The organism is Flavobacterium silvaticum (assembly GCF_012911565.1).
Taxonomy (GTDB): Bacteria; Bacteroidota; Bacteroidia; order Flavobacteriales; family Flavobacteriaceae; genus Flavobacterium; species Flavobacterium silvaticum.
On record NZ_JAAMPU010000093.1, the window covers coordinates 1 to 22,763 of the forward strand.

The following is a 22,763-nucleotide window of genomic DNA, read 5'->3' on the forward strand; positions in this document are numbered from 1 at the left end:
CTGCGGGGAGAACTGCACCGAGGAGCAGCATGCCCAGAACCGCCGTTCGGAGTTCCTCATCGTGAAGAAATGACCCATACCATATCTTTGATACAAAAGCCGGCATCCCCGGCTTTTTTGTATTTATAGATTTAGGCGATTTAAACGAACAAATAAATTTTTATGGCTAATGTTGTATTTCTAAATAGATATCAAATGAAACACACGCTAATGCTTTTTCTGGGCTTGCTTATGGCAGTATCCGGATATGGACAAACCGCAAAGAATGCCAAAGCGGTCATTCAAACAACCATTTTTTGTGACCATTGCAAACAATGCGAAACCTGCGGCAAGAATTTCCAGGATAAATTACTTGCTATAAAAGGAGTCAGAATGTATGAATTGGATGAAAAGAAAATGACACTCACCGTTTATTACAATAGCCAAAAGACAAATCTCGAAAATATTAAGAAGGTGATTAGCGATCTTGGTTATGATGCTGATGATGTAAAAGCAAATCCTATTGCTTATGAAAATCTTGACGGCTGTTGCAAAAAGCCTGATTGACTTTGCTGGATTGTTGCAGACAAAGCAAGAATGGAAATTGTAAAAATGGTTTGCCCGCTCTTTTTTCTGTGATACATAACAGTTCAGATGTGAACGGACAGGACACATAAAATAAATTATGTCATCGCTGAAATTTCATCTTGGGTAAATCCATTCGTTTTACTAAGGATAATGGCAAAATGTTTTAGCATTGACCCTAAGAATAATCAGGAGTAAGTTTATAACGATTGCATTTATAATTGTCTATGCGATGATTTCTAAAGCCGTCCCATCTGAAGAAAAAATATTAAGGGGAAGAAGTAAAGAGCGGGAAATCCATAATTATAAATATGATAGTTCAGTATATCCTAATAAGTAGGGGCAAGCTTTATGAAGTAAAAAAATTAAAGATGAACTCACAGAATTACAAGAATGTGAATAGCTGCCTTGACCGCGATAGATGACAAAAAGCAGCAGCATAAAATTCCCGTTTCCTAATTTTCTGTTTACAGAATTTTGTAAACGATACATCTGTAAACAATAATCCAATGTCCCAGACTTCTGGTCAGTACCCATAAAAATAATACGGAATAAAAGTTCAGCTTACCCATCCATAGTATGTCTGCCATTTTCCCTAGTGAATCCCTATTGAATTTGCCTGCCACTTCCGCTTAGGAATATTCAGGATCTCAAGACGGTACGGAAAAAATATGTAAATGATCTTTGATCTAAAGTTGGACGAATCACGCGGAACTCCCACAGATGAAGGCAGAATGGCCCAAAGCAACTACGCATAGCCATTGGTTCCAATAAAAAAGCCTCCTTAATCCGGAGGCTTTCAATTTTGGGCAGATTCTTTTATGGAACAAGTTTGACATCGTCAATCTCGACGTTCGTAGTAATTCCGGTATCGTCCTGGCCAGAATATTCAAAAATGAAATATCCATTACCGCTGAGCGTAGCCGGAATGATGTAATCACCACTATTCGTAAACGATGTTGCATAGGTGTTTGAAGGTCCTACGGAATAAGCAAAATTGTTCGAAATATCCACCAATGTCGCCTGGGACATTATTCCACCAGGAGTATAATCTGTAGAATAATAAACCTTCATAGGATTGCCGTTATAATATCCGGTAAGGGTTTTGAACGAAAATTTATAGCCGGCAGTCATGGTTACCGGGAAAACCAGATATGACTTGTTTGAACCGCCTGAGCCGAAAGATGACATGAAAGCATACTTGTTACTGCTGAAAGTACGTATATCCCAATATCTTCCGCCTATTGCCGGATCGTTCACATATTTAGGGAAGTTGATCCCTGCATAGCTCGATGAAGTGGCATAGCTTTCAAAGTTCTCGTTGAAAGTTGCAGGATATACAATGGCGTTCCCAACTTTTGGAGGAAATCCATCTACACGTGGTCCATTCAAATCAAAATCTGAAGTCGAACGGATAAGGAACTGGAAATCGCTCTGGTAACGTGTAAGCACACCGCGAATGGTACCACTGCCTTCCGGCACGGGTTGGTTGTAGAAAGAAGCGAAACTACTGAAACGGATATATTTTTGGCCTCCTGTCTGTGGAATCGTAGCGCTTTCGATAAGCTGGTTGGTTGCTCCGCCACCTGAATCTACGTCATACAAAGTACGGCCAAGAGACGAGTCTGAAAACTGGACATTCTGGATATCGATAAGAAGCCCCTGGTATTGGTCTGCAAAAGCTGTAGCAAATGGTACCGGATGCACCAATTCAGCCTCAGATACTACGTCACAACTTGGGAAAAGATATCTTTTCCATTCTGTGTCGTTGATACGGCCAATTTCAGCTGCAACGTTAGGATTTGGCTGATAAATGCCGCCAATGGAAAGGATTCCATCAACCATAGCCGTGTATAGGCCTTCAAGCTTCACGTATATCTTTCTTCCCGGATAAAAACCTTCACCAAACGAAGTGGTCACATCGAGCGGAAGGCTGAAACCAATTGGGAGGCTGCCATCTGTCGGCTTGGTCTGAAGATAAACCACTTTGTAAAAGTTACCTTTTTCGTCGTTTGAAGTGACATAACCTTCAATGATGTCGTTGGTAGTAGTGGTGTATCGTGTAGGAACAGTTGCATTGGCACCGCGGGCCAGCACTTCACTTTTAAGTGCAGCTACTGTTTTGTTGGCGGTGAGTCCCGGATCAACGCAATCCAGGTTTGGGTTGGAATACTCGTCACTGTTGACGCAGCTTGTTGCCAGGCCAAGCGACAATAGTAAAATCCCTATTTTGAATATATTCGATTTCATAATTAATTTTTTAGTAGTAAACTCTTACATTATCCAGTTGGTAACTTCCGTCAAGCAAGGTTGTCGAAGTACCTTCGCCTGATACCTTAAATGCGATGTAGATAGTACCGGTATAGGAAGAAAGATCGATAACGCCTGAATCCTGAAACTCAAAATACGTAGCGCTGGTTCCGGGAATACTTGCCGATAATGGCTGCCAATTGGCGCCTTCTACGTCAGTGCCATTGTAGTTTGTAGAGATAAGTACCTGAAGCGAATTGGCCGCATTTACCACATAACTTTGTGAAACGTCAAAATCAAATTTTTCTCCTTCGTGAAGGTCCATGTTTATCGGAGGTGTAATAAGCCAGCCAATATTTACGGCATCTCCAGATTGATAACTGCTGAATTCAGCATAACTATTACCGGAATAATATTGGTTGCGCCATTTAGCAGAACCAGTCTGTGCATAATTTCTCCAACCTGCCTGTTCCAACAGGTCGTCATTTTCGGCGAGGATGTCGTTGTCATATAAACCGACTTCAAAATCAGTTCCCACAACAGTAGGTGTGTATGGGGAAAGTACCGTGTCCTCGTCACCGACGCAGCTTGAAAGTACAAGCGTCAATGCGAAAGCAAATCCAAAAAGGTTAAACAATTTCATTTTCATAGCTATTAAAATTGGATATACAAGTTAACGAAATAAGTTCTGCCGTATCCGTAGAAGTATTTAGGGCCAAAAACAGGAGTGCCACTGCTTGCGTCCTGATCCAGTTCGCGGTAATTGGCGTTACGCGCCTGTTCGAATCCGCCTGTTTTATATGTTTCGTCCAACAGGTTGTTGATGCTGGCAAAGAAGCCGAAAGTCTTGTTGTCGATTCTCCAGGATTTTCCACCAGTGAGGTTGACAAGGAAGAAGTTGTCGAATTTTTCCTGGTGCAGCAACTGACGCGCACGGTCATCATTTATATTGATGAACGAATTACCTGTTGCCGGGTCGCGGAAGAAACTTTGCGTCCTTAGAAGCGGGGAAACATCAAGGTAGTTGTCTCCCAAATAGTTTCCGTTGGCACCAATCCACCAGAAGTGCGGATCGCGGTATTCGATACCAATGGAGTAGGCTTGTTGCGGAGAGCCCGGCAATCTGTAATCTTTCATATTTGCCTCTCCGTAAGCAATAAGCGGATTAGGGTTATCAGGTGTTGCTGCAGCATCCTGGTTCAGATAGACAAGCGGATTGTTGTCATAGGTGTACTGTCCGTATGCGGCGCTACCGAGAATTTTTATAGTAGGTGTGATTTGGTATTCCAAACCAAGTTCACCGCCCATGTATTTTTTGTCAAGGTGGGTCACCGTTTCAGCTACGAATGCATCGGCATCAGATCCTTCTCCCTCCAGAACTCCTTCTGCAAAGAAGAAGGATGTTTCTGTAGCATCTTTGATTTTTGAGAAATATCCGGTCAGTCTCGCCTTGAATTTTGGCGTACGCACCACATAACTCGCATCGGTACTAAGGATTCTTTCATCAATGGCATCTTCCATGATAAAGTTGTTCAGACGTGCATTAGGGAAAACATTTCTCATGGTTGGCGCCTTGGTCATGTACAGACCGTTGAACACAAGGTAATTCTGACCTGTGATTTTGTAGGTCAAGCCACCTTTGAATCCGAAATTCTCAAATACGACAGACTTTCCTTTTCCATACGAATCAGTGGGATAATAACCGTTGCGGTACAATCCTTCACGTTGGTATTCCGTGCGAGTGAACGTCTGTGACAGATAAAAATCGAATTTTTTGTAAGCGAATTTGAATTGGGTGAACGCATCGGCAACATTGGCCATAAGGTTGTAGTTATAACCAAAAGTATCACCTTCACGTACAGTTCTGTTCGGGTTGTTCAAATCTGATTGTTCCTGGTCGCCTGTTCCGAACGGATCGATATCCTTGTAATATCCGCCACCCAACAAATCAAGCAGGTTCTGGAAGTTGTGAGATTTCAATTTGCGGAAAGAGGCTCCGGCATTCAAACCTACGTTTTCAGACAATTGGGAAGTCAGGATGGTGTTTGCAGTCCATTGTTTGTCATCGGTGCGGTCTTCATAAAGCACATATACCGAATTGCCGTCCTCAGTTGTCTGGTTGGCATTGTACATAAAGTTCCAGTCAATCTGGCGATTGTTCAGAAACGTGGCGTTTTGTGCATAACCTGGTTCAACAACGCCGGTTGCAGGGTTTAGGCCTGTCGTGTACGGATATTGGTCGCCCACAAAAACTCCATTCAAGTAAGTCGATGTGAAATAACTCGGAAGGTTTCTGTAATAAGTAGGATCCGGGTTGCGTGCATCCTGGTAATCCAGACGACTGTTTCCTACAGTACCTGACTGGTACGTTACGTTTGTCTGCAAGCTGGTCAGTTCATTGAATTTCCAGTAGTGGGAAAGCATTAAGATAGGCTCAGCTACATCTTTGTCGCGTGAGTTGCGTTTTTTGCCGTTCTGCCAACCCCAATAGGAGTTATATTTTTCGCCGGCTATAGCGGTTACTTCATCTGTATTCGGAGAGTTCTTTCCGCGACTGTTCTGTGCGTAGATACTTGTGAAGTTCAGGGAATGATGGTCATTGAAACGTTTCTCGACACTTGCAAAAAGTGAATTTGCACTGTAATCGGTACCTTCAAAATAACCTTCCTGTGCCCAACGGCGTGAAGCGGAAACTACATAAGCCCAACCGTCTTTTGTCATTCCGGAGGCATGTGTACCCATTGCTCTCCAGCTGTAGTTCGTATTCGTTCCTGAAAAAGAGACACGTGTCCCGGGACGGAAAATAGAAGCGCGGGTATTTATTTCCTGAGTTCCCAGTATGCTGCCGAACGTATAATCGGACGGAGCAGAACCCATGGTGAATTCCTGGTTACGTGTAGCGTCGTTCAAACCACCCCAGTTGCTCCATTGCGGGCGACCGTCATACAGTTTGTTCATCACGACACCGTTGATCATGGTTGTTCCATACTCATTGTCGTATCCGCGGATGCGAAAACGAGCCTGTCCCCAGTTAAAGGCAGCTGCCTGCTGGAATACATCGCGTGTGGCCTGTAAAAGCCCGGCTGTGTTGTCTGACCCGGAATTGTCATCGCCCAAATCATTTTCCGTGATTGTGATCAGGGAAAGCTGTTGTTCAGATGTAATATCTTCCTCCATTACAAGAGTTCCCAAATCAAGTACTTTACCCGATTCCACTTTTACCGGAAGGACCTGGTCTTTGTAACCGGTACTCCTGACGCGTACGATCTGGTCGCCGGGACCTACGTCCGGGATGTTGAACGTTCCCGAGATGTCAGTCAGTTGGGAAAGGTTGGTGTTGAAAACCGATACTTCTACGTTCTGTAACGGCTTTTGATTTTTTGCATCGACTATCTTACCGGAAATCTTACCCGGAGCCTGTGCAAATGTGATAAGCGCCTGGAGTGTGAACAACGCGCAAATGACAAGTTTTTTCATAAATGGGTTTAAATTAATTCGTTGCCAGAGTCTTAATAAAAACTTAAAGCGGGCAAATGTACTGCAAAACATATAAATATTTACTTTTGGCCCGAAGTTTAGCTAAAACTTCATCTAAAAATAACATTGAACAATTATGAAAATTAAGTTCCATTTGACGGTTGTAATTGCTTTATTCGCAACGTTTCAGTCGTTTTCACAAAAGCAATATAAAGTTTATACCGTTGCTTTTTACAATCTAGAAAATCTGTTCGACACCATCAACCAACCGAATAATGATGAAGAATATTTGCCGTCGCGGGGTTGGACCAGTAAAAAGTATCATAAAAAACTCGACAATCTGGGGCGCGTCATTCCTCAAATCGGGACGAATGACCAACAAAAAGAATCTCCGGTAATCGTAGGGTGTGCCGAAGTCGAGAACAAAGGCGTGCTTGAAGACCTTGTCAAAAATTACCAGATGATTGGAAAAGATTATGGCGTAATTGAATTTCCGTCGCCCGACAAACGCGGAATAGACGTAGGATTTTTGTATCAGAAGAAACATTTCAAACCAACGAGTTACATCAATATCCCGCTTTTGATCAATAACGACATGAGCGACTACAAAGCCAAGACGGAATCTGAAGATAAAAGCGACGATCCGTCCGAAGTCACCGTTTCTACAGTTGACAAACGTGTCTACACGCGTGACCAGTTGCTTGTTACGGGCTTGCTCGATGGAGAAGAAATTCATGTTATCGTAAACCACTGGCCGTCCCGTTCCGGCGGTGAAAAAAAATCGAGTCCATACCGTGAAGCTGCCGGCCGTTTGAACCGTAAAATCATGGATTCTTTGTTCAAGATCAATCCGAAAGCCAAGATCATTACTATGGGCGATTTGAACGACGGACCTTACAACAAGAGCGTCAAGCAGGGAATCGGAGCCAAGTTAAAGAAGGACGATTTGAAGCAAGGTGATATTTACAACCCGTTCGAGCAGATGCAGAAAAACGGGGAAGCCACTTTGTTCTACCGTGATTCAGGTGATATTTTTGACCAGATCATGGTTTCGGAAGGATTGTGCAACGCCGATTCGGATAAATTGCATTATTGGAAAGCAGGTATCTTCAACAAATCATTCCTTATCCAGACCTCAGGACAATATAAAGGTTATCCGCTTAGGAATTCAACTGCCGAACCGGGTTTTAGTGACCACTTCCCGGTTTATGTGTATCTGATCAAGGAGGTGAAATAAGTAACAATTAACAGGTAACAGTTAACGGTTATTAGAAGTCAGATTGCTCCTTCGTTGAAATGAAAACCATTTTCGACGAAGGAGAATCTCTTCATATACCAAACCCTATTTTCCCTACCTTTATAATCCACGGTTCAGCAAAACTGTTAACCGTTATCTGTTAAACGTTAACCTGTAATTATGCCTGTCACACCACCTTTCAACCTCAATAAATGGATTTCAGAAAACCGGCACTTGTTAAAACCGCCGGTCGGGAACAAAAACATCTATCCGCTGAGCCAGGATTACATTGTCATGGTCGTCGCGGGTCCGAACGCCCGTAAAGACTATCATTACAACGAAACCGAAGAGTTTTTCTACCAGCTCGAAGGTTCGATAAAAGTCTTTATCCAGGACGAAGGCGAAAAACGCGAATTCGAGCTCAATGCCGGAGATATGTACCTGCATCCGGCAAAAACACCGCATTCACCGGTGCGTTCCGAAAATTCAATCGGGCTTGTCGTGGAGCGTGTCCGTGCAGGAAAAGGGTTTACTGACGGACTGCTTTGGTTTTGTGAAAACTGCAACCATAAACTTTACGATATCTATTTCGAATTGCACGACATCGAAAAGGATTTTTTGCCGCATTACCAGCACTTTTATAATTCGGAAGAACTTCGCACCTGTGACAACTGCGGAACAGTGATGGAGTCAGATCCTAAATATATGAAGTAGCAAGATCCCGCTGCCCGCTTTTAGCTTTACCTCACCACCACGATTTTGCCGTGGCTCAGGCGAGCTTCTGGTAGTCGCTGCCTGAGCCACGCAAAATCAGCGGCGCTATCGGCAAAGGCTAACCGCTCGCATCGGGGCTAGGTTCCAACTCCCAAAGAAGGAGTTTTCCAGCGTTGAATCAAAATTCTAAATTTCCCGGAGTCCAAAAATCCAGCGATCCAAAAATCGAAACCAACTAAAACGATATATTTGCACCACCAAAGGCCACAAGGCCAAACGGAACAATGATAAAATAAAATCCATGGAAACAGCCATCGACAACTTCGGCATCGCAGCCGCTCTCGAACAACTCGGAATTCAGGAAATCAACAACGGAACCTCTACGGGAAACAACAGTTTCGCATCTGGGGCATTACTCGAAAGCTATTCGCCGGTTGACGGCCAGCTAATCGCCAAAGTAAAAATGTCAACGCCTGACGATTACCAAAAGGCAATCACAGCGGCGCAGGAAGCATTCAAAACGTTCCGAACCATGCCGGCTCCGCAACGCGGTGAAATCGTGAGACAATTCGGTGAAAAGCTTCGCGAGAACAAAGAAGCTCTTGGCAAATTGGTTTCCTATGAAATGGGAAAATCGTTGCAGGAAGGTTACGGAGAAGTCCAGGAAATGATCGATATCTGTGATTTTGCGGTCGGATTGTCGCGGCAGCTTTACGGTTTGACCATGCACAGCGAACGTCCTGGCCACAGAATGTATGAGCAATATCATCCGCTTGGCATCGTCGGGATTATTTCCGCGTTTAACTTTCCGGTTGCCGTTTGGGCCTGGAATACGGCTTTAGCCTGGATTTGCGGGGATGTCTGCATCTGGAAACCATCTGAAAAAACACCACTTTGCGGAATCGCCTGCCAGAACATCATCGCACAGGTCTTAAAAGAAAATAAGCTACCGGAAGGCATTTGCTGTCTGGTAAACGGAAACCATGAAATTGGTCATTTGATCGCATCAGATACGCGTATCCCGTTGATTTCCGCAACCGGATCAACACGAATGGGTAAGATCGTCGCTCAAACTGTTGCGGCCCGCCTTGGCAAATCATTGCTTGAACTCGGAGGAAACAATGCCATCATCGTAACGCCGGATGCCGATATCAAAATGACCGTTATCGGTGCCGTTTTCGGAGCTGTCGGAACTGCGGGACAACGTTGTACATCAACACGTCGTCTTATCATCCACGAAAGCATGTACGACCAGGTGAAAGAAGCTATCGTTTCTGCTTATGGACAATTGAGAATCGGAAATCCCCTTGACCAGAATAATCATGTTGGGCCACTAATCGATACAGATGCTGTCCGTATGTATTCGGAAGCCATCGAAAAGATAAAGGCACAAGGTGGAAAACTGCTTGTCGAAGGCGGCGTACTTTCGGGCGAAGGCTATGAAAGTGGTTGTTATGTAAAACCTGCCATTGCCGAAGCATCGAACGAACTTGAAATTGTCCAGCACGAGACATTCGCTCCAATTCTGTATCTGCTCAAATATTCTGGCGGTGTTGAAAATGCCATCGATCAGCAGAATGGAGTCGCTCAAGGGCTTTCATCTGCCATCATGACCAATAATTTGCGTGAAGCGGAACGTTTTCTTTCTGCCGAAGGTTCAGATTGCGGTATCGCGAATGTAAACATCGGAACATCTGGTGCTGAAATTGGTGGTGCTTTTGGTGGGGAAAAAGAAACCGGCGGCGGACGCGAATCTGGCTCCGATGCGTGGAAAGTCTATATGAGAAGACAAACCAATACCATCAATTACACAACGAAACTGCCGTTGGCGCAAGGAATAAAATTCGACCTGTAAACTCCCAAGCTATGAAAAAACTGATCCTGCTTTTGTTTTGTACGCCGCTTTTGCTGGCATCTATGTGTGAGGATGACGATGATAATTTATCGGAACCATGTTCACAGGTAGCAGCTTACGGATTGAATATCCAGGTTCAGGATGCGGAAACCGGTGTGTATTTTTATTCCCAGATGAATGTTTCCGTACAGGACGGCACCTATTCCGATTTGTTGGGAGTGGCGCCTCAAAGTGATCCGCCAACGTATATTGGTGCTTTGGAACGCACCGGAACATATGTTATTACGGTAACGAAATCTGGATATGAAACATACGTATCTGATCCTGTTGTGGTGACGGCGAATTCGTGCCACGTGATTCCACAATTCATCAACATACAGTTACAACCTCAATAAAAAATCCCGGTCGATTGGCCGGGATTTTTTTTAAAAACGATATCCGATTCCGAAGCCGGCGTGGAATTCAACGGCTGTGTCAAATTCGTCATTGACTTTGTCACTAAAGTTGCGGCCAATGCTTCCGTATGGGCCAAACGTGAATTTGTCATTCAGGATCCACTTATAACCCATCTGGATTCCGAGAATAAAGCTGTCCATGTCGATTTTTGGGTCAGACGCGGTTTTTTGGTAATCTCCGGTGCGGAATTTCAGCATAGGAGAAATCACGAAGCTGCTGTTGTGTCCGTTAACATAATAGCTGTATGTGAGTTGAAAACTGTTGGTATTGAAATCTTTTACCTGTCTGCCGATGCTTAAATTATAGGTGTCGTTGATGAGGAGTTCGGCGCCGACGGATTGATTTTCATCGAATAGATATTCATATCCTATTTCTGCGGAAGCAAAGGCGATCGTGTTCGCAATATTCCATTTGACTTCGTGTTTGGATTGGGCATACGTTCCTAACGTAATCAGGAACAGGCTAAAAAAAAGTGTTTTTTTCATCAGGGAAATATGTTTTCGAAGGCAAAAGTATCAAAAAACTATTGTTCCAGGCAGATGCCGACAGTTTATCAGCTTCTAAATTCCCACGGTGTTTCCAGATGTTATTTTTTTGTAGTTTTGGAATTTCGGGTGTATTTTTCCATTGACAATCCTCAGTCATTCGCGCCTGAATCAGCAAGCAAAATCAAAATGATGGTGCCGAATCCTATTTTTTTGGAAATTTCTGAATTTAAAGGAATCTGTTTAAAGCGAATAAACCTTTTCCATAGAAAACCTGTCCTTGTAAAAATGTCCAACTAATAAAGAAAATCATGAATGTAATTCCCAAAAAGCTCCATTTCTTGCTGAGCGTTATTTTTTGTCTGGTTCTTTTAAGTTCTTCTTTCGATGGGTTTTCCCAAAACAGGCGCGGTGGCAGTGCTTCACACAACAGGGCCTCGAAAAATGTGAGTAGCAGGAACAAGGTTTCATCTCCTAAAAAAGCTACGGTGAACCGCACAGATAAAAGTAACAGGACTTCTGTTTCAAACAGAGGCAACAACAAGGTAAGCGTCGACAAGAGCAAGAGAAATGTCAATGTCAACGTGGACAGAAGCAAGAACATCCAGGTCAACAACAACCGCACGGTCGTTCGGCGCAATACCAGAGTTTACAGCAGACCGCCTCATATTTATGGAGGCCATCGATATTACGCATACCATCCGTACCACTATCATCCCTATCGCCCGTATTATTGGGGACCGGTTTGGCATCCGTGGGGCTTTTTTGTAACTACATTGGCTACTACAGCTATAATCGTCAGCATACACAACCATCACTATCACTACGATCACGGCGTGTACTATGTAGCTGGCAACGGAGGTTATACGGTTGTGGAGGCACCGGTAGGCGCTACCATTACAACATTACCCGAAAGTTCCCAGACGGTCGTGGTCAATGAAACCACCAACAACTATTATTACGGTGGCACATTCTATGAAAAATCAGATGGCGGATATACCGTAGTACCGCCTACAGCCGGAACCCTGGTGGAAAATCTTCCGGAAGGCGCAACCGAGGAAAAAATCGGCGATCAAACCTATGTCAAACTTGGTGAAACCTATTACCAGCCCATAGAAAAAGACGGCAAAAACATGTATGAAGTAGTGCAGGTTGAGCAGGAAGACGAAAAAAAATAATTAAATACTGTCCATAACCAGGAAAGCTGCCGAAAGGTGGCTTTTTTGTTTTTGAATGTTTGAGAAAATCAGTTGCGTCCTTTTTCGCCCGGATACAATTCCGGTAGCACATCACTCTGCCAATACGATTTGGTATCTATATCCAGAATGCTCAGTTTTCCCTTAAATGCCGCGCCAGTATCGATGTTCCAGATATTCGCGCGGTTTTGAGGTGTGTTTTCCCCGATTCGCGTCACAGGCGTATGCCCTATGAAAACTTCGCGATAGACTTTGAATCGTTTAGGGTATGTAACATCGGCAGCGGAAAGTTTCGGATCCAATGCCAAAGCCGTTTCCCAAAGCGTGCGTTCCCAATACAGCATTTTTGGGAAATGTTCATGGGAAACTCCGTGCAGATTGGTGAAACCGGCATGGACGAATAATCTGTTCTTATCATCAAGAAAGTAATTACGCAGCGATTCTAAAAACGCGATATGTTTCTGTTTGTGTACAGATGACAATTTCGAATATCCTTCAATGGTGCTTTCTCCACCGTGCTGATGCCACAATTCGTTGTCTTTTCCGTTGAGCCAATCCAAAAGCAATTCATCATGGTTTCCGCGAAGGAAAATACAGTCTTGTCGCTGTGACAGTTCGATCAAAAAGTCAATGACCTGAGGCGATTCGCTCCAGCCGTCTACATAATCCCCAAGAAAAATAAGTTGGTCTTCAATTGTAACATCCGCTCTTTCAAGAACCTGTTTCAAAGCCCGCAGGCCGCCGTGTATGTCGCCAATAACAAATTTCCGCATACTTCTAATCTAAGCAAAACCGTGCAAAGTCTGCTGCTTTTTTATAGTTAGGGAGTAATTAACCCACATCATATTTCATCTTTCGCAAAACCCGCATCGCTTCCTTGAATGAAAGGTAAACCGACGGATTCGGCTGTGTTTTCAAAACCGATTTGGCATCGATCAATTTCTGCCTTGCCTCATCGAATCCGTTCAAATAACAAATCATCAATGTTGACGGCAAATTCTGTATGTCGCGCTTTTCACGTGGAGACAATTCAATCCCTTTCTGCATCTTATCGATCAGTGACAGATTCGAATTGTACACATGATGCAGCATCTTGCGGTTGAACTGAGGCGGCTCAAACAAAAATTCGCGGTCGATCTTATAATAGCCGTTGTCGTAAAACCGGATCTTCTGCGTCTCTAACGGATAATAACTCGTCTTGTCGTTGAGGCCGAGCGGCACATATTCAGTAATCGTAAACGAATCGTCATCGAACTCGATTGTCACATCGTCCAAAGCCGAATAAAAAAGTTTTACCTGTTCGTTGATCAGCTCAATATCAACCCGCGAAAGAAAACTTTTATCGCGAACCCGACGTTTGATCCCAGCCCAGCAAATCACGAAAAGCTCCTTGAAAACCTTGTAATTCGGGCCAATGTCCGGATGTCGGTTGTTCATGAAATCTATGACGCCGTCCAGCGTATATTCAATGCTGTTGCGCGAACTGTTTTCGATGTCGATGACCGTTTGCGTGTTCTGGAAATTTTTCTCAAAGTCAACATCTACTGGCATCGAATTGCTCCCGACACGCATAAAAACCGAATTCATCGGAATGGTGTAAATGTTCTTTTTAAAACGCGAAACCTTTGTTTTTGGCCGGATCGTAACCAAACCCACGACGCGGTCTTTAGGCAAATTCGGGAACGGAACGTTTTCATACAGAATCCGCGGTGGGTTTTCGAGGAACGCGTTCACGAGATTCTGGATTCTGCTGTCATCGAAAAAATCATCACCCACAATGGTGTTTTCCTGATCTTCAACCCCAACCACGATATAAGAATTGTTCCCCGGATTCGAATTCGACAACGCGCAAATGTGTTTGAGGAATTTCGCCTTGCCTTCTTTGGTATGTAAATTCAACTGCCGCTTCTTGTCATAAAAACTGCTCTCGTCATTGTGGGCGAGCAGGTTTTTGATTAATAGGCGTTTGTTAATCATAGTAATTATTTGAAGCAATTCTCCCGCTTTCTTCTTCACCCGAGCAAAGCGAATTGTTCGAATTCCTATTAAAAATATTATCCAATGAGAAAATTCCTCATTCGCAAAAACCATTTTACATCGGTTTGAAAAGAGCTTCCGTTGGTCGCTTTTTCAAACGGTAAAATGCGTTTTTCCTAATTCCGGGATTTCCGCTTCAATCTGGGCTAGGCCACTTTTTCAATTGTAACTTTCAGTGTCAATCGGGCAAAAAAAAAATTCCGAAACAACGTCCGGAATCAATTTCTTTTAACGACAGTCGCACTTGCTTGGGCCGTCGGTAAAACGACCAAATCAGAAATATTGATATGGTACGGCCTTGAAACCACAAAATAGATCACATCGGCCACATCATCGGCAGAAAGTGCATGCAAACCTTTATACACATTCGCCGCACGCTCCGAATCGCCTTTGAACCGAACCTCGGAAAATTCCGTTTCAACCATTCCCGGATGCACCGCGCCGACCTTGATTCCATACGGATTCAAATCGAGCAACATGCCTTTCGTTAGTGCATCTACGGCGTGCTTCGTGGCACAATACACATTTCCATTCGTATAAACTTCCTTTCCGGCAATCGAACCTATGTTTATGATGTGTCCGCTTCTTCTGTCGACCATTCCCGGAATCACCGCTTTTGAAACATAGAGCAAGCCTTTTACATTAATGTCAATCATCGCATCCCAATCGTCTGTATCGCCGGTCTGGATCGGATCGAGTCCGTGAGCGTTTCCGGCGTTGTTGATCAGCACATCTATAGTTGCGAAATCAACGGGCAAAGATGCAATCGCTTCTGCTGCTTTTTTCTTATCGGAAACATCAAAAAGCAACGTATGTACCTCGGTTTGTGCCGAAAGTTCTTCCCGCAATTCAGCCAATCGATCTTCACGTCGTCCGCAAATAATCACCTTGAAATTATTCCGTGCAAAAACACGGGCCGTCGCCTTTCCTATTCCGCTTGTTGCGCCTGTAATGAGTACTGTTTTCATTTTTTGATTAATGACAAATGACTAAACACGAATCACGAAGGAAGTCAAATTCACAATATTGTAGTCCTTCATCTTTCGTCTTTCCGACTTTCATCTATATTAAGGCACTTTATCGCCCATGCTTTCGCTCCATATTGCAAACCAGTCTTCCAATTCAAGTTGCAATGTTGTCGCTTTCATTAATTGCTGCACACGTCCTGAATTCACGGTTCCGGCTATCGGAAGTATTTTGGCCGGATGTTGCAATACCCAAGCAAGCAGGATTAAATCTGAACCGACACCATATTTTTCTACCAATGAAGCCAGAAGTTTCTTTAACCAACGCGTCTGTTCCGAATCTTCGCGGAACACATTTCCCAGCGGATTCCAAGCCATCGGCCGTATTCCATTGACCTGCATATGATCTAGCGAACCGTCGAGCATTGGGAAATAATGCGTCGCCGAAAACTGGATTTGGTTGTAATCGACCTCAATTTTCTGGCGGATCAGATCAGTTTGCGAAGGCGTAAAATTCGAAAGCCCGAAATCGATGAGTTTTCCTTCTGATTTTAGTTTGGTGACGGCTTCGGCAATTTCATCTGCAACCATCAAAGGACTTGGACGATGCAAAAGCAACACGTCGAGATATTCGGTCTGAAGGTTCTTTAATGAATTTTCAACGGACCAAATGATGTATTCCTTTGAATAATCGTAATGCTTGATGCGATAATTGCGGTCGCCGGTGATGTGCTTGATGCCGCATTTGGAAATCAGCTGGATCTTTTCACGAGCGATGCGGCTCTTTTTGAAGCCATGACCGAATTCAGCTTCGGTGGTGTAACCGCCATAAATATCAGCGTGGTCAAAGGTCGAGATACCGTTTTCGAGAAACATATGGATCATATGCGACATCTCTTCGGTATTGAGTTTTTTGTCCCATGCACCCCAGTTCATTGTACCGGAAATGATGGGCGAAAGCGTAGTTTTCAACAGATAATCTTTTAAGGTCTTAAAAATATAAAAACCAAATCACAAATCATCCTTAACGACAAGGGTTTCAAAGGTATTTTAACGGAGCGTTAACATTGTTAAAAAGATTAAATTTTCAATTTGCGCTGTCTTTTCACCCAACACTCATTTAACGAAAAATGGAAGAAACCGCATCCGCCTTGGACATCAGGGCGATCAACGAAAAAATCGAACGCGAAAGCGCATTCATAGACCTGTTGAACCTCGAGATCGGAAAGGTCATCGTTGGACAAAAACACATGACCGAGCGATTGCTCATAGGTCTTTTGGGACAAGGCCACGTACTCCTCGAAGGCGTTCCCGGACTTGCAAAGACACTTGCAATAAATACCTTATCGCAAGCGGTCAATGGGAGTTTCAGCCGAATCCAGTTCACGCCGGATTTGCTTCCTGCAGACGTTGTCGGAACCATGATCTACAACATCAAGGCGAACGAATTCTCAATCAAAAAAGGCCCGATTTTCGCAAATTTCGTATTGGCAGATGAGATCAACCGTGCTCCGGCAAAAGTACAATCGGCTTTGCTTGAAGCGATGCAGGAAAAACAGGTGACGATCGGCGATACGACTTTCAAACTCGAAAAACCGTTCCTGGTATTGGCGACCCAAAACCCGATAGAGCAGGAAGGAACGTATCCGCTTCCGGAAGCACAGGTCGACCGTTTTATGCTTAAAGTCGTCATCGATTATCCAAAAATGGAAGACGAGCGCATCGTAATCCGACAAAATCTCAAAGGTGCTTTTGAAAAAGTGAATCAGGTTATTTCTACCGATCAGATCCTGAAAGCCCAGCAAGCCGTCCGTGAAGTCTATATGGACGAAAAAATCGAAAAATACATCCTCGATATTATTTTTGCTACCCGTTTTCCGGAGAAATACAAACTGGAAAGCCTGAAGCCGCTTATTTCGTTCGGTTCTTCGCCTCGTGGAAGCATTAACCTGGCGACGGCTGCTAAATGTTACGCCTTTATCAAACGTCGCGGTTATGTGATTCCGGAAGATGTGCGCGCCGTTGTACATGATGTGTTGCGTCACCGCATTGGGGTTACGTATGAAGCTGAGGCAGAGAACGTGACATCGGTAGATATCATCAACAAAATCGTAAACGAAGTCGAAGTGCCTTAAAAGTATTGAGTAGTGAGTATTGAGTAATAAGACTGTTCACGTTACCCAAACTCAATACTAAAATCTCAATACTCAAAACTGAAAATGGATACCAAAGAACTTCTCAAGAAAGTCCGCAAGATCGAGATCAAGACGCGGCGGCTCAGCGACCACATTTTTTCGGGCGAATACAACACGACCTTTAAAGGACGCGGTATGACCTTTAGTGAGGTGCGTCAATACCAGTTCGGTGATGACGTGCGCGCGATTGACTGGAATGTGACCGCGCGCTACAACGAGCCCTACATCAAGGTTTTTGAGGAAGAACGCGAATTGACCATGATGCTTATGGTGGATATTTCGGGTTCGGAAAGTTTCGGTTCCAAGAATCAGTTCAAGGAGGAAATCGTTACGGAAATTGCCGCGACCATGGCATTTTCGGCTACACAGAACAACGACAAGATTGGGTTGATCTTATTTTCGGACCAGATCGAATTATACATTCCGCCCAAAAAAGGAAAATCGCACGTGCTTCGCATCATCCGTGAACTTATCGAATACAAGCCCAAAAGCCGCAAGACCGATATTTCCCAGGCACTCAAATTCCTGTCCGGCACCCAAAAGAAAAAAGCCATCGTTTTCCTGATTTCAGATTTCATGGCCGATTCATACGAACACACACTCAAGATCGCTTCAAAAAAACACGACATCACCGGAATCCGGGTTTACGATGTGCGAGATGAATCGATCCCGAATTTAGGAATGGTTCCGATGCTCGACGCGGAAACAGGGGAACAGCGATTGGTGAACACCGGTTCAAAGTCAGTTCGTCTCGGATACGAAAAGTATTATCAGGAAAACCTGAAATATTTCAAAGAAACGTTCAGTAAATGTGGCGCAGGTGTAGTTTCGACACGGGTTGGCGAAAGCTACGTGACCAAACTGCTCGGTTATTTCAAATCGCGCTGATCCAATGAAAATGAAGAACTTCACATACGTATTATTGCTACTGACAACCATGGGTTTTGCCCAGCATAAGGTTGAAACCAGCATCGATACGACCAAAAATAAAATAGGCGCACAGTTCAACCTGACGCTTCGTACCAATGTCGACACGTTATCGCAGGTGGTTTTCCCGTCCGGAACGAATTTCGGGCCCATGGAAGTCATCCGCAATTATGTTGTCGATACGGTCAAAAAAGACAATCGCTACGAACTGATCAAACGATATGGCTTGGCCAATTTTGATTCCGGAGCGTACACCATTCCACAACTTAAGGTCATCATCAATAAGAAGCCATTTCTTTCTGACAGTCTGCGCGTTGAGGTTTCGCCGGTAAAAGTCGATACGATCAAGCAAAAAATGTTCGATATCAAGCCGATTGCGCAGGATGATTCCTCACACGGTACGATGTTCTGGATTTGGATTGTTCTGGGAATCCTGCTTTGTGCCGCCGGTGGAGCAGTGGTTTATTTCCTCGTAAAAAAGGCACAGCAAAAACAAACCGAGCAGGAAATTTTCAAAACACCGATTGAAAAAGCGACAACATTATTATCTAACCTAGAAAAGAAAGAGCTTTGGCAAAAAGGGGAAGTCAAAGATTATTACAGCCAACTGACTGATATTGCCCGGACGTACATTGAAGAAGTCGTCCATATTCCTGCGATGGAAAGTACTACAAGTGAATTGATCGTCGCGCTTCGTTCGGCCGCTTCACAAAAAAACATGCCGATTGCACAGGAAACGTTTGAAAATCTCGAACGCGTATTGAAACAGGCAGATTTAGTGAAATTCGCCAAGTCGCGTCCGCTGGATTTTGAGATTGCCGAAGACCGCAATAAAATAGAACGCGTAATCGTAACCATCGATAAATCGGTTCCAACAGAAGTTGAAGAAGATGATTCCGAAGCTTTCCGCGAATTGCAACGCCAGAAATTGATGAAGCAGAAACGCCGCAAACGCATTATGATTTCGGTTGCATCCGTACTGTTTTTGCTGCTTGCTACCGGAACCTATTTCGTCATAAAAAATGGCTTCCGTCACACGGTCGATGCCATAACCGGAAAACAAACCTTGTATCTGCTTGAAGGCGAATGGGTCAAAAGCGAATACGGAAATCCATCGGTTATTATCGAAACACCAAAAGTCCTCGTTCGGACAAATGCCGATACGGTCTTGCCAAAAGATGTGATGGCGCTTATGAAAGAATTCCAAATGTTCGGATATGGTTCTGTTACGGGCGATTTTTACATTGGCGTATCGACCAATACCTACAAAGGCGAACAACAGGTTGACCTTGAAAAAGCAATGGATGCCGCCATCAGTGTCCTGGAAAAACAAGGTGCGCAGAATATGCTCATCAAGCAGGAAACGTATGATACCAAAGAAGGTGTCAACGGACGAAAAGCCTACGGGACTTTCTCAAGGATAGATTCCGGAAGCCGTTCAAGCGCCAAATATTATTACGAAATGCTGCTGTTCGGGCAACAAAACGGTTTGCAGTTAATCACATTGATCTATCCGGAAGGCGACGAATATGCCAAGCAGATTTCCGACCGAGTCCTGAATTCCGTCGAACTTAAAACAGTCTCACAATGATGGATGGCGTGACTTTTATGAACCCCGGATTTTTCTGGCTGTTGCTGATACTTCCTGTATTGATCGGTTGGTATGTCTGGAAGCGGAAGCAGCAATCGGCTACACTCAAAATGGGAACACTCAAAGGTTTCAAGACCGGAACATCGATTCTTGGAAAACTGAGACCGGCTCTTTTTGCGATGCGGATTTTGGCACTAGCTTTTATAATTGTAGCCATGGCGCGTCCCAGAACCGTCGATGTGAGCAGCAAGACCAAAACCACAAAAGGAATCGATATCGTCATGGCGGTCGATGTTTCAGGTTCGATGCTTGCAAAAGACCTGAAACCGAACCGTATGGAAGCGCTAAAGGACGTAGCCAAAGATTTCGTCGAGGCGCGCCCGAACGACCGTATCGGGCTTGTGGTTTACGCTGCCGAAGCTTACACAAAAACACCGGTGACTTCTGACAAAGCTGTCGTCGAACAAGCTATCGAGAGCATCAAATATGACAATGTGCTTCAGGACGGAACCGGAATTGGGATGGGACTTGGAACAGCGATCAATCGTCTCAAGGAATCCAAAGCCAAAAGCAAGATCATCATCCTGATGACCGACGGTGTCAACAACGCCGGTTTCATCGAACCTGAAACTGCCGCCGATATCGCGAGAGAGCACGGAATCAAAGTATACACGATTGGAATCGGATCCAAAGGAATGGCCGAATCACCATATGCCTACGCGCCAAATGGAAGCCTGTTGTTCCGCATGATGCCGGTAGAAATCGATGAGCAACTCATGAGAAGCATCGCCACCAAAACCGGCGGAAAATACTTTAGGGCCACGAGCAAGAACAGCCTTGAAAAGATTTATGACGATATCAACAAACTCGAAACCACCGAGATCGAAGAACTCAAATTCTATGATTACGATGAACGTTTCCGCCCCTTTGTTATCGGTGCTTTGGTGCTTTTGCTAGCCGAAGCCGGACTCAGAAATACCTTATTCAGAAGTTTTATCTAGCCATGTACGAATTAGACGAAAAGAAATACTTGTATCTGCTCGCTGTCATTCCAGTGCTGGCTTTGATTTTCCTTGCCAATTTGTACTGGAAACGAAAAAAGCAGCGCGAATTCGGCGATCTGGAAATGGTCAAACGCCTAAGTCCTGAAAAATCGACGTTCAAAAGCACGCTCAAGTTTGTGGTGGTCATGCTGGGATTGGCATCGGTGATTTTAGGTTTGGTCAATCCGAAAATCGGCACAAAAACCGAAACCGTAAAACGCGAAGGAATCGACATTGTGTTTGCCATGGACGTTTCCAAAAGTATGCTTGCCGAAGACGTTGCCCCAAGCCGTCTGGAAAAAAGCAAACAACTCGTTTCACAATTGATCAATCAGCTTGCAGGCGACAGGATTGGAATCGTTGCCTATGCCGGAAGTGCATTTCCCGTATTGCCGATTACTACCGATTACGCCGCATCAAAAATGTTCCTTCAGAGTATGAATACAGATATCGTATCATCCCAGGGAACGGCTTTGGATGAAGCGATACGGTTGTCGGCATCTTATTTTGATAAGGACGATAAGTCAACCAGCAAAATGATTATCCTGGTTTCGGACGGGGAGGATCACGGAGAAGGAGCAGGTGAAGCGGCCGAAGAAGCCAAGAAACAAGGCATCAAGATTATTACCATTGGTGTGGGAACTGAAAAAGGCGGACCGATTCCGCTCAAGGAAAACGGTCGTCCGATGGGGTTCAAGCGCGACAGGAACGATGAGGTCGTCATCACGAAATTATATCCGGAAAACCTTAAGGCGATTGCAAAGAATTCCAAAGGTTATGTGCTCGGGAACAATACGGCCCAGGTGCTTGATTACGTGAAGAAAGCGCTTGATAACATCGAACGCACCGAATTCGAAAGCGAGGAATTCACCGATTACAACTCACAATTCCAGTGGTTTTTAGGGTTCGGTTTGCTATTGTTGGTGGCAGATGTATTTTTGCTCGAGAAAAAAACGGCCTGGATCCGGAAAATGAATCTATTCAACGAAAAGGAATGATGAAGAATTTCTTGCTATATCTGCTTGTTTTGACTGTCGGGATGGTCCGTGCACAGGAAGAGCCGAAGGAGGAAAAAGACAAATTCCTCCCGAAAGGCAATTCGGCATATGATGCGAAAAAATACACCGAGGCTGAAGCCAGTTACCGTGAATCGCAGTCGAAATTCGCGAAGAAATCGGTATCATCCTACAATCTTGGAAACAGTATCTACAAGATAAAACAACCAGCCGAAGCCAAAGCGGCTTACCTGAATGCGATAAAAAATGCCACGACACGACCGGAAAAGCATCAGGCGTATCACAATCTCGGAAATGTGTACATGGGACAGAAAGATTACACGGCTGCCGTATCTGCTTATAAAAATGCCTTGATCAACGATCCGGCCGATGAAGAATCGCGGTATAATTACGCCCTGGCCAAAAAAATGCTCAAGGACAATCCGCCTCCTCCGCCAAAGAACGATAAGAAGGACAAAAAAGACAAGAAGGATAAAAAGGACGACAAGGGCGGCGACAAAAATAAAAAAGACGACAAGAAGCAGGACGACAACAAAGACAAAAACGATAAGAAAGACAATAAAGGGAATCAGGACCAGGACAAAAAAGACGGAAACCAGCCCGATAAAAAACCACAGCCACGTCCCGGAGGAATCTCGGAACAACGCATGCAGAATATGCTTGACGCGGTGAACAACGAAGAGAAAAAAGTACAGGATAAAGTGAAAGCCCGCCAGCAAAAAGGCAAGCCGGTGCAAACCGAAAAAGACTGGTAG

General features: G+C 44.3%; 20 protein-coding genes. 12 read left to right on the top strand and 8 right to left on the bottom strand.

Annotation, left to right across the window (positions count from 1 at the left end):
- Positions 1-162: 162 nt before the first annotated feature.
- Positions 163-546 carry a heavy-metal-associated domain-containing protein gene (locus tag G6047_RS00985; RefSeq protein ID WP_169525542.1) on the top strand — a complete coding sequence of 128 codons (384 nt, stop codon included), beginning with the start codon at positions 163-165 and terminating at the stop codon, positions 544-546.
- Positions 547-1,383: 837 nt separating this feature from the next.
- Here the strand turns inward: G6047_RS00985 and G6047_RS00990 are convergent.
- The 3 genes from G6047_RS00990 to G6047_RS01000 are packed head-to-tail and all read right to left on the bottom strand — an operon-like array spanning position 1,384 to position 6,291.
- Positions 1,384-2,814 carry a DUF5689 domain-containing protein gene (locus G6047_RS00990; RefSeq protein ID WP_169525544.1) on the bottom strand — a complete coding sequence of 477 codons (1,431 nt, stop codon included), beginning with the start codon at positions 2,812-2,814 and terminating at the stop codon, positions 1,384-1,386.
- Between the two features lie 10 nt (positions 2,815-2,824).
- Complete coding sequence (locus G6047_RS00995) at positions 2,825-3,457, bottom strand: choice-of-anchor J domain-containing protein (RefSeq protein ID WP_169525546.1); 633 nt, start codon at positions 3,455-3,457, stop codon at positions 2,825-2,827.
- 11 nt (positions 3,458-3,468) lie between these two features.
- Positions 3,469-6,291, bottom strand: a complete 2,823-nt coding sequence (locus G6047_RS01000) for a TonB-dependent receptor (RefSeq protein ID WP_169525548.1) — start codon at positions 6,289-6,291, stop codon at positions 3,469-3,471.
- A 136-nt stretch (positions 6,292-6,427) separates the two neighbouring features.
- Between G6047_RS01000 and G6047_RS01005 the strand changes: the two genes are divergently transcribed.
- The 4 genes from G6047_RS01005 to G6047_RS01020 all read left to right on the top strand — a co-directional run bounded on the left by G6047_RS01005 (position 6,428) and on the right by G6047_RS01020 (position 10,492).
- Positions 6,428-7,528 carry an endonuclease/exonuclease/phosphatase family protein gene (locus G6047_RS01005; RefSeq protein WP_169525550.1) on the top strand — a complete coding sequence of 367 codons (1,101 nt, stop codon included), beginning with the start codon at positions 6,428-6,430 and terminating at the stop codon, positions 7,526-7,528.
- A 180-nt stretch (positions 7,529-7,708) separates the two neighbouring features.
- Entirely contained in the window at positions 7,709-8,242 is a 534-nt protein-coding gene (locus tag G6047_RS01010; protein WP_169525552.1) for a 3-hydroxyanthranilate 3,4-dioxygenase, read from the top strand.
- Positions 8,243-8,543: 301 nt separating this feature from the next.
- Positions 8,544-10,097: an L-piperidine-6-carboxylate dehydrogenase gene (gene amaB / locus G6047_RS01015; protein WP_169525553.1), complete on the top strand. Its 1,554-nt coding sequence runs from the start codon at positions 8,544-8,546 to the stop codon at positions 10,095-10,097.
- Between the two features lie 11 nt (positions 10,098-10,108).
- Positions 10,109-10,492 (top strand): peptidase associated/transthyretin-like domain-containing protein, encoded by a 384-nt coding sequence (locus G6047_RS01020; RefSeq protein WP_169525555.1) that lies wholly within the window; start codon positions 10,109-10,111, stop codon positions 10,490-10,492.
- A 30-nt stretch (positions 10,493-10,522) separates the two neighbouring features.
- Here G6047_RS01020 and G6047_RS01025 read toward each other — a convergent pair whose 3' ends face one another.
- Positions 10,523-11,038 (bottom strand): DUF3575 domain-containing protein, encoded by a 516-nt coding sequence (locus G6047_RS01025; RefSeq protein ID WP_169525557.1) that lies wholly within the window; start codon positions 11,036-11,038, stop codon positions 10,523-10,525.
- Positions 11,039-11,349: 311 nt separating this feature from the next.
- Here G6047_RS01025 and G6047_RS01030 point away from each other — a divergent pair, with 311 nt between their 5' ends.
- Entirely contained in the window at positions 11,350-12,216 is an 867-nt protein-coding gene (locus G6047_RS01030; RefSeq protein WP_169525559.1) for a DUF6515 family protein, read from the top strand.
- A 68-nt stretch (positions 12,217-12,284) separates the two neighbouring features.
- Here G6047_RS01030 and G6047_RS01035 read toward each other — a convergent pair whose 3' ends face one another.
- From G6047_RS01035 to G6047_RS01050, 4 genes are all read right to left on the bottom strand, one after another.
- A complete protein-coding gene (locus tag G6047_RS01035) occupies positions 12,285-13,007 on the bottom strand; it encodes a metallophosphoesterase family protein (protein WP_169525561.1) in 723 nt (240 codons plus the stop codon).
- A 58-nt stretch (positions 13,008-13,065) separates the two neighbouring features.
- Entirely contained in the window at positions 13,066-14,211 is a 1,146-nt protein-coding gene (locus G6047_RS01040) for an ATP-binding protein (protein WP_169525563.1), read from the bottom strand.
- A 278-nt stretch (positions 14,212-14,489) separates the two neighbouring features.
- Positions 14,490-15,239 (bottom strand): SDR family NAD(P)-dependent oxidoreductase, encoded by a 750-nt coding sequence (locus G6047_RS01045; protein WP_169525565.1) that lies wholly within the window; start codon positions 15,237-15,239, stop codon positions 14,490-14,492.
- A 99-nt stretch (positions 15,240-15,338) separates the two neighbouring features.
- Positions 15,339-16,211, bottom strand: coding sequence for an aldo/keto reductase (locus G6047_RS01050; RefSeq protein ID WP_169525618.1), 873 nt, complete (start codon positions 16,209-16,211; stop codon positions 15,339-15,341).
- 155 nt (positions 16,212-16,366) lie between these two features.
- On the opposite strand from G6047_RS01050, the gene G6047_RS01055 reads away from it, so the two are divergent.
- The 6 genes from G6047_RS01055 (at position 16,367) to G6047_RS01080 (ending at position 22,763) form a co-directional block, all read left to right on the top strand.
- A complete protein-coding gene (locus G6047_RS01055; protein ID WP_169525567.1) occupies positions 16,367-17,371 on the top strand; it encodes an AAA family ATPase in 1,005 nt (334 codons plus the stop codon).
- Positions 17,372-17,455: 84 nt separating this feature from the next.
- On the top strand, positions 17,456-18,319 hold the full coding sequence (locus G6047_RS01060) for a DUF58 domain-containing protein (protein WP_169525569.1): 864 nt from the start codon (positions 17,456-17,458) through the stop codon (positions 18,317-18,319).
- A 4-nt stretch (positions 18,320-18,323) separates the two neighbouring features.
- The gene (locus tag G6047_RS01065) at positions 18,324-19,949 is read left to right on the top strand and encodes a hypothetical protein (protein WP_169525571.1); all 1,626 of its coding nucleotides are present in this window, start codon (positions 18,324-18,326) and stop codon (positions 19,947-19,949) included.
- Positions 19,949-20,950, top strand: coding sequence for a vWA domain-containing protein (locus G6047_RS01070; RefSeq protein ID WP_169525620.1), 1,002 nt, complete (start codon positions 19,949-19,951; stop codon positions 20,948-20,950). The genes G6047_RS01065 and G6047_RS01070 overlap by 1 nt, the downstream gene beginning before the upstream one ends.
- A gap of 2 nt (positions 20,951-20,952) precedes the next feature.
- A complete protein-coding gene (locus G6047_RS01075) occupies positions 20,953-21,990 on the top strand; it encodes a VWA domain-containing protein (RefSeq protein WP_169525573.1) in 1,038 nt (345 codons plus the stop codon).
- Positions 21,990-22,763: a tetratricopeptide repeat protein gene (locus G6047_RS01080; RefSeq protein ID WP_169525622.1), complete on the top strand. Its 774-nt coding sequence runs from the start codon at positions 21,990-21,992 to the stop codon at positions 22,761-22,763. Before G6047_RS01075 ends, G6047_RS01080 begins: the two co-directional genes overlap by 1 nt.